The following is an 8,163-nucleotide window of genomic DNA, read 5'->3' on the forward strand; positions in this document are numbered from 1 at the left end:
AACGAAGCCTTGCTGAAACGGGGAATAAAATCCGGGTTTCATCCATATGATGGAGGTCATTCACTCGAGCATAATAACAGGGACTTCGGAAATTACCTCAGGTTCTATACGGGCAGGGAATAACTTGTCTGAATATTAATTGAAAGAAAAATAATGATCAATAAAAAAAAGCCATAGAAATCAAAACAAACATGGATGTTATTATCAACGGAATAGAAATAGATACATTAATCAGCGGGAAAATAAGAAATATGAGTTCCAGTGGTATTTAGCTTATAATGGATTGTGCTGTTCCCGAATCCCCCCCTATCAATCTCGTATTTCGTCTTCCCCAATTTAATAATCTGTATGACGGTGCAATCAGCGAAATCACAGCAGCCATACTCACGACCGGCAAGGTGCTGGTTACGTTCCATGACGGCGAGGACAGCAGACTTGGAAAGTTTATTCCACTCACGTAACAGGTGAAGAAGCAGGATTATTTCAAACGGACTTTTATAAATGATTCTCTTTACATTGGCTGCTACCGGTTCTTGGCTTCTGAAGGAGTGGTTATTAAACAGGCTTTCTTATTTCATATAGGCTTTCAGTACATCCGATCTGACCCAGCCGAAGGGAAACGCAGGTATATTGTATGTCGATTTATCATAGATTAACGAATCGTCACCGTCTTTCAGAAAATGAAGATTTCCGCCCATAACACCATCATCGTAAACAATATAACCGTCCTGATTATTAAGCCTCGCCACGAAACCGCTGCCTTGAATCTGCTCTTCAAAAGTGCTTTTGTTGAGTATATGAAATGAACCAGTAAATCTGCCCTCTTCGATTGAAACATGCATCGTAACAAGTTTATCGAAATTGATATCGACCATCCTGAGTTCATTTTTCAGAGACCTGTAGGAAATGCTTTTTCCGTCCAGAATTCCCAATCGGTTGTCGCCTGCATAAAAATAGACACACTCGGCAGAATTATCAAACATGAAATCTTCCGCTTTTCCGTATCCGCCAAAATCCAACTCATAATATTTGGCTACCTGTTTTGTATCATAGTTCAATATATAGACATCCGTATGGGTCCGTTTGGCAGTCCAGTCGTAAAGGAGTATATCTCCATTGTTGTTGATATCAGATACATTATACGGTATCCCGAATGTTTGTATTCTCCCGTTTTCATCAGCGATTTCTATAATATGCCCGGGATGCTGGTCTCCTTCGCCGGCCCTGACATAGACCAGGGCCATATATTTGCTGTTATCGCTGATAAATACATCTATCCAGCTATACTTGAGAGTCTCACGCTTATCAAGTTGTATTGCCGAGGTTACGCATGTCTGCGGATCATAATAAAAAAAACCCTTTTCCCTGGTCTCGAAATCACCGGGTACATCGGTGGTAAACCAGCCTGTTACCTGGTACAATAATACCAACCGTCCTTCGTCTGCGGATTTTTCATCCGGGAACAGGGATTGAAGCAATAATACGGTAAATACGAATATAACTGTTTTTTTCATATGCAATACCGTAAATTGATAAGGATTTTACTCTTTTTGTCAATATAGACTTTGGGAAATCAGTGATTCTCCCTTCAATAATAAGGTTTAAAATCAGTCTTTATAATCTCACCCGCGAAAAAAATCGCTGTTTTTCCAACACTTTTACTTATTTTAAAACAATATAGAAAATGACCGATAATGGAGATAAAAAAAAACGATGTGTCCATTTGAGTATAAAAGTTAACATTTTTACCTTAGTAATTACTATCTTTTAATAAGTTATGGTGTATAATAGCCGTGAACATAAATTATCATAAGCAGAGGAAAAATGAGACGGAAAACCGGGACGTCAATTGTAAAGAACATTTCGATATTACCGGACGGCCTGAATATTCATCCTGTCAGTACTTTTTGCTTAATTTAAAAAAAAGGAGTGAAAAATCATGAGAAAAATTATGTGTCTGTTTTTTGTGTTACTGATATGCTGCATAAGCCGGTTGTCCGCGGCGGAATGCGGGGACGTCAATTCGAGCGGCGGTGTGGATATCGTGGACGCCCTTGTCATCGCCCAGTATTATGTTGATTTGAACCCGGCGAATTTCGAAGCCGCAGTAGCGGATGTCGACGGGAACAGCGCGATTAACATCGTGGATGCGCTTCTGGTAGCCCAGTATTATGTCGGACTTATCGATTCGTTTACAGGATGCACCGCAACGACACCTGCGCCGGTCGAATCCGGGACTGTTTTTGCGGTCAATTGCGGCGGTAATGCATATACGGGTTCCGATGGTACGGAATATTCAGCCGATACGGGATATTCGGGAGGTTCTGCCTACGACAATGGCGCGTCCGTTTCCGGAACCTCGGATCCGGCCTTGTATCAGACTGAAAGATATGGAAATTTCACTTATTCGGCTGCAATTCCCAATGGTGCATATCTTGTGACGCTTTATTTTGCAGAGAATTATCACACTTCCACAGGCACGAGAATCTTTACTGTTTCCATAGAGGGAACCGACTATATCAGCAATCTCGATGTATATGCCGCTGCCGGAAGTAATACCGCATATGTTACGGAAAACCGGGTTTCGGTAAGCGATGGCGAGATTAATATTGAATTTGAGACAGTGACCGAGAATGCAATGGTTAACGCTATAAAGATAAGCACACTATCCTCAAGCGGCGAACCTGTCGCCGATTTTTCAATAAGTCCGGCATCTGCCAAGCCGGGAGATACTGTCACTGTCGATGCTTCCTCATCCTATGATGCTGATGGAACAATTTCTAATTACCGGGTGAATTGGGGAGACGGGACCACGACCAATGGTGCCGTCACTTCCCACCAATACTCAACCGAAGGCAATTATACCATCACACTTACCGTCACGGACAATGAAGACAAAACAGCCATTCGGACAAAAAGCATCTCGATCCGAAATGAGTCCTCCGGCTGCACTGAAACCAGACCGGCAAATACGCCCAGCGGATCGTTAACCCAGGTCAACAGATCGCTTTGGGCGAGCGGCGTACCGGGTGAAGTGAACATGTACATCTATGTCCCGGGGGCGCCGTCGTCCAAACCACCTGTTGTGGTATCGTGCCATTCCTGCGGGAACTCAGCCTCGGGGCAATTCAACAACAACCAGAGAATGCGGGATGCAGCGGATAAAGTCGGCTTCATCATGATATTTCCGGACAACAGCCAGAAAAATTGCTGGGACGTGGGGTCGACCGCATCGTTGACCCATAATGGCGGCGGCGACACACAAGCAATAGCCCAGATGGTGCAATACACACTGGGTGCTTATAATGCCGACCCGGACCGCGTCTATATCATGGGAGGGTCATCGGGAGCGATGATGACCCAGGCCATGCTGGCGGTGTATCCCGATATCTTCAGGGCCGGTGCAGCGAGAGCGGGAGTTCCCGCCGGTTGCTGGGCAGACGGGTATGATTCGTCCAACCAATGGTGCAGTAACTGTGCAAACGGCAGTACAAACAAAACCGCCCAGCAATGGGGAGACCAGGCCCGTGGTATGTATCCGGGGTATTCCGGACCCCGTCCTCGCGTTCAACTTTTTCATGGCATGTCAGATTCGACAATCAGCTACAACAATATGGGCGAGGCTACCGAGCAGTGGACAAACGTGCTGGGCTTGAGCGGAACACCGACTTACGAAGACACTATCAATCCCCCGGACGCCGGTTACACCTACAACCGCAAGTTCTGGCAAGGCGATTGCAGCTTTGTTGTATTCGAAACCTGGTCCTCCCCGGGAAACGGGCACTCGATGAACTACGAGGAAGACGCTATCCTTGCGTTTTTTGGTCTCGACGAATTCCGTTGTGTCGATCCCCAGGTGACCGCCTGTTCGGCAAATTGACAATGCGAAAAGGTTCCCCGGTTTGTAACAGGCAACGGATTACTATCGGTGCATTTTATTTCATTTTTTATTTTACCGGTTTACTTTAATATGGTAAAATAAGTGGGCATGGTCAGCCTGCAAAGAATTTTCCTCATTCTTCTTTTCAAAAGAGGGGCGTGAGTTATTATTGTGCAGAATAAAGGATTATACAATGTAAAGGATGAAATCTTATGGCTGACAAAACGTTATTCTTTTTTTGGGTAATCACATTATGGTGTTTTTTTTCAGGTTTTTTTCTCTTTGCCCAGACTAAAGCATTGGGTGATGTCAACAATGACCGGAACATTGATATTATTGACGCCCTTCTCACTGCACGGTATTGTGTCGGAATACAGTCCGGCGTTTTTGACCGGGAAGCGGCAGATGTGGACGGGAACGGGGTTGTGGATATTGTCGATGCCCTGCTTATCGCCCGGTACAGTGTTGGCTTAATCACCGAATTTCCCGGTTCCGGTACCACCCCGGCACCATTACCGGACAGATTGTTGGCCGATCTTTCTTTCGAGGATCCGATTCTCGCAGACGTAATACATAACAGCAGTAATACGTATGTTTCCGAGGTTACCAGGATTATGATTACGTATGAAGAACTTAAAAGCCTTGCCGGCATTGAACAGCTTACCGGTCTGGAAGAACTGCATCTCCGGGGGTGCCCGCTGGGAAGTATCGCACCGCTTGCGGATTGTCCCTCCCTGATTTACCTGTACCTTAATTATTGCAATGTCGGGAGCATTGAACCCCTTAAAAGTATGACCCGGTTAAAGGAACTTGATTTGGCCGGTAACGACATTACCGATATAACCCCACTCTCGAATTTGATTCACTTAGAACGTCTGGCCTTGACTCATAATTACATCTCCGACGTATCACCCTTAAAAAAAATGCATAATCTGAAAAAACTCTACCTCACAGAGAATGCCGTGTCCGTCCTCACTCCTATCGAGGACTGTAAGAAGATGGAAGTCTTTTATTGTGACACGAATACGCTTACCGATATATCCGCCCTGACAGGTATGGAATCGCTGCAAACCCTTGATGTATCTTACAATAATATTTCGGATATCTCCGCTTTAGCCGCATGCCCGGCTTTAAAGACGGTGATTCTGACCGAAAACCTGATTTCAGATATCGGAGCCCTGGGCTCATGCTTTCAAATCGATGAACTTTACATCAATATTAACAGGATCGGGGATATCAGTTCCCTCCGGCACTGTCCGGACTTGCGGTTATTGTATGCGAATAACAATAATATCGAAGACCTGACACCACTGGCCGGGTGTACGAACCTCACCGTCCTGAATCTCAGTAATAATTTTATCCGGGATGTCGGTCCGTTGCGATATCTTGCACTTCTGGATTCGCTTACTTTGGATAATAACCGGATAACCAGAGGTATTGATACCCTTGTGACATTAACAAATGCCAGATCAATACGATTTGTTGATAATCCCGACATTCCCATAGAACATATCAGACTTCTTGAATCGGTATTGTCTGCAACGATTACTTATTAAAAGTGTTTGTTTAAATGTATGTTCAATAAGGTTTCAGCTTTCAGGATAACTGTGTATCCTCCGCCCGCTTTCTTTGTCAAAAACGTGGTATTTGTTAACATACAATGTGACGGTCTTGTTTTCTACAATCCCTGTATTTAAAGGGCTATGGACATAGATTTCATGATCCCCGACACTCACGCAGAGAATGGTAGCCCGTTTGATCGGCAGATGACGGACTTCGGTTGTTACTCCTGAAAGCGTCGGGACATGAGAAGCGTTGCCGACCAGCGCGATATCCTCTGAACGCACTCCGACAAACATCCCCTCCCCAACGCTTGAGAACATTTCACTGTTCAGGATATTTATTGCCGGAGTATCCGCATCGGGATTCAAGAACTCCGCCACAAACAAGTTTGATGGTAACGTGTAGACCTCTTCCGGCGTGCCCACCTGCTCGATACCGCCGATGTTCATGATCGTAAGCACATCGGCCAGGCTAAGCGCCTCTTGCTGATCGTGAGTGACGTACACGGTGGTAATGCGAAAATGCCGCAGCAATATTTTCAGCTTGAGGCGGTACTTCTCCCGCAGTTGTTGATCGAGACTGGAAAATGGTTCATCCAGTAAAAATAATGCAGGATCCCTGGTGATACAACGTCCGACAGCGACACGCTGTTTTTCACCGCCGGAGAGCGTGGCCGGTTGTCGATCCATCAGATATTCAATATCAACACCAAGCAATTCGCTGGTCTTCCGGAATTTTTCTTGTGCCAATTGATCCAGCCCAGGCGTTTTCTTTTTGAATAAAAAGTACGATAAGACGTTCGTTTTGGCGGTAAAATCGGGGTATAAGGCATAATTCTGAAAGACCATTCCGATTTTTCGTTCGGACGGAGCAATAGTGCCCATATCTATCCCGTCGTAGCATATGTGCCCTGAGTCCAATGGCAAAAGACCGGCAATGAGCCGTAATATCGTACTTTTACCGCACCCGCTGGGGCCCAGAATGACCATTACCTTTCCGTCGGGAATTGTAAGACTCAAATTTTCCAAAACAAAATCGCCTCTTTGGGGATGGATCGCGTTTATGTTCTCCCTCATTTTCTGAGACCGAAACATCGTATTGAGGAGAACTTTTGATCCGAAGAATGTCCCTTTCCTGGAAGCCTTAAAGGACTTACAAATATTTTTTAGTTTGATCGTCGCCATAATCAGGTCCTTTCTACACGGAGATTAATTTGCATTTATTTCTCAATCCGCCGGTAATGGAGCAGCCAGGAATAAATATCCTCATCGAACGGATCGAAATCAGGATCTGTCGGCGTTTCCAGCTTTGAGGTGTAGACCTCTTCCCAGCACGTATGGTCCAATCCGGAAAACAGTGTGAATTTGACGGGAAAGGGGGGATCTGTTTCATTTATTCCGGCCACCGCCCTGTAGGCCGGATTCGGATCCACCACCGTATCATATTTCCCGTGAAAGGCCCAGACGGGATAATTGCGGACATTCCGGATATAGTCTTTCGGTTTTCTATCGTAATACATGGCCGTTCCGCAAACGGGAACCACGGCGGCACATTGAAGGGAACCCCCCTCATTTCGCATCACTTCCCAAATGAAAGATCCTCCCATACTCAATCCCGTCATATATGCCCGTGTTTTGTCAATGGGATACTCCTCGGCCAGAGCATTAAAAGTTTCTTCAAACCCATACCACAAATGATAAACCGACATCGACTGGGGAGAGATCACAATAAACGGGACAGGGGGATCCCATTCTCCTTCTTCAATCATCCGCGGAGGTCCGTTCTTGCAAACATTCGCAAGGATCTCCCGGTCCCAATTGCTGTTTCCCGCTTCATCGGCCCCATGCAAAAACAAGAGCGTCGGATATTTCACCGCCGATGTTTTATAACCTGCAGGAAGATATATATAAAACCCGTTCCTCGCCCGGGGATACTCCTTTCCCAGAAACGCGAGATGCTCGCCTCCGGTATCCTCCGGCAGCGTTTCGAGCTCACTCCAGTCTTCCGAATAAACGGATTTGTATGTTGCCGAACATGAAAGTATAACGACTCCTATAAAAAAAGATATCAAGACAACTGCTGTCTGTCTCATTGGCTTCCTCCTTATTTATATGATGGCTGAACTTATTTTATCCACCGGGGAAAATTACCATTTTTCTGCTACGTTATTCAGCCGGGACAAATAACGGATTGGTCGGGAGAAACCGTACATTCTCCTTTGTCGTTATAGGAACAAGAAGCTGCATTTCTATCCCATCCGATGCAATACACTCGATGAGTTTATGCTTGCCGTCAAGAAAATGTTCCCCGGTGATTTCGGCATCGATTCCTTTTCCGTCTTTGATCAGGCTGATTTCTTCCGATCGAAAATAACACAGATAATCGCCGTCTTCCTTTTGTATGCTGTGTGAAAAAGCAGATACTTCTTGATTCCGGATCCGGACCGGGTATTTGTTCACGCCATGACAGGAGAATATTTCCATAACCTCCGGGTATTGCGGATTGTTATAAACATGTTGTGTTTCACCGAACATTTTTATTCTGCCGTCAATGAGGATGAGAACATAATTACTCAATGCAAGGGCGTCATGGGGATCATTCACGCAAATGATCGTGGTTTTTTTCAGATGAGTAAGAATTCGTTTAATAATCATCCTTATTTTATGTTGTTTGTCTTTATCCAGGCGGCTCATCGGTTCATCCATCAAAAAAAGATCCAC

7 protein-coding genes are annotated in these 8,163 nt (G+C 45.2%); 3 read left to right on the forward strand and 4 right to left on the reverse strand.

Annotated elements, in window-relative coordinates; genetic code table 11:
• The first annotated feature begins 278 nt into the window (after window positions 1–278).
• The gene (locus JW881_21180; GenBank protein MBN1700037.1) at window positions 279–461 is read left to right on the forward strand and encodes a hypothetical protein; all 183 of its coding nucleotides are present in this window, start codon (window positions 279–281) and stop codon (window positions 459–461) included.
• Window positions 462–569: 108 nt separating this feature from the next.
• Here the strand turns inward: JW881_21180 and JW881_21185 are convergent, their stop codons facing one another.
• Window positions 570–1,514 carry a hypothetical protein gene (locus JW881_21185; GenBank protein ID MBN1700038.1) on the reverse strand — a complete coding sequence of 315 codons (945 nt, stop codon included), beginning with the start codon at window positions 1,512–1,514 and terminating at the stop codon, window positions 570–572.
• A gap of 425 nt (window positions 1,515–1,939) precedes the next feature.
• Here JW881_21185 and JW881_21190 point away from each other — a divergent pair, with 425 nt between their 5' ends.
• On the forward strand, window positions 1,940–3,880 hold the full coding sequence (locus JW881_21190; GenBank protein ID MBN1700039.1) for a PHB depolymerase family esterase: 1,941 nt from the start codon (window positions 1,940–1,942) through the stop codon (window positions 3,878–3,880).
• A 212-nt stretch (window positions 3,881–4,092) separates the two neighbouring features.
• Window positions 4,093–5,436: a leucine-rich repeat domain-containing protein gene (locus JW881_21195; GenBank protein ID MBN1700040.1), complete on the forward strand. Its 1,344-nt coding sequence runs from the start codon at window positions 4,093–4,095 to the stop codon at window positions 5,434–5,436.
• 33 nt (window positions 5,437–5,469) lie between these two features.
• On the opposite strand, the gene JW881_21200 is transcribed toward JW881_21195, so the two are convergent.
• The 3 genes from JW881_21200 to JW881_21210 all read right to left on the reverse strand — a co-directional run.
• Entirely contained in the window at window positions 5,470–6,537 is a 1,068-nt protein-coding gene (locus JW881_21200; protein MBN1700041.1) for an ABC transporter ATP-binding protein, read from the reverse strand.
• 125 nt (window positions 6,538–6,662) lie between these two features.
• Window positions 6,663–7,535, reverse strand: a complete 873-nt coding sequence (locus JW881_21205; protein ID MBN1700042.1) for a hypothetical protein — start codon at window positions 7,533–7,535, stop codon at window positions 6,663–6,665.
• 73 nt (window positions 7,536–7,608) lie between these two features.
• Window positions 7,609–8,163: hypothetical protein (locus JW881_21210; protein MBN1700043.1), on the reverse strand; the 555-nt coding region annotated here is incomplete at its 5' end.

Source organism: Spirochaetales bacterium (assembly GCA_016930085.1).
Classification (GTDB): domain Bacteria; phylum Spirochaetota; class Spirochaetia; order SZUA-6; family JAFGRV01; genus JAFGHO01.

Excerpts from the sequence above, each read along its gene's own strand:
- JW881_21200 (MBN1700041.1), bottom strand. The coding sequence starts at position 6,537 with ATGTTTCGGTCTCAGAAAATGAGGGAGAACATAAACGCGATCCATCCC.
- JW881_21195 (MBN1700040.1), top strand. The coding sequence starts at position 4,093 with ATGGCTGACAAAACGTTATTCTTTTTTTGGGTAATCACATTATGGTGT.
- JW881_21205 (MBN1700042.1), bottom strand. The coding sequence starts at position 7,535 with ATGAGACAGACAGCAGTTGTCTTGATATCTTTTTTTATAGGAGTCGTT.
- JW881_21185 (MBN1700038.1), bottom strand. The coding sequence starts at position 1,514 with ATGAAAAAAACAGTTATATTCGTATTTACCGTATTATTGCTTCAATCC.
- JW881_21190 (MBN1700039.1), top strand. The coding sequence starts at position 1,940 with ATGAGAAAAATTATGTGTCTGTTTTTTGTGTTACTGATATGCTGCATA.
- JW881_21180 (MBN1700037.1), top strand. The coding sequence starts at position 279 with ATGGATTGTGCTGTTCCCGAATCCCCCCCTATCAATCTCGTATTTCGT.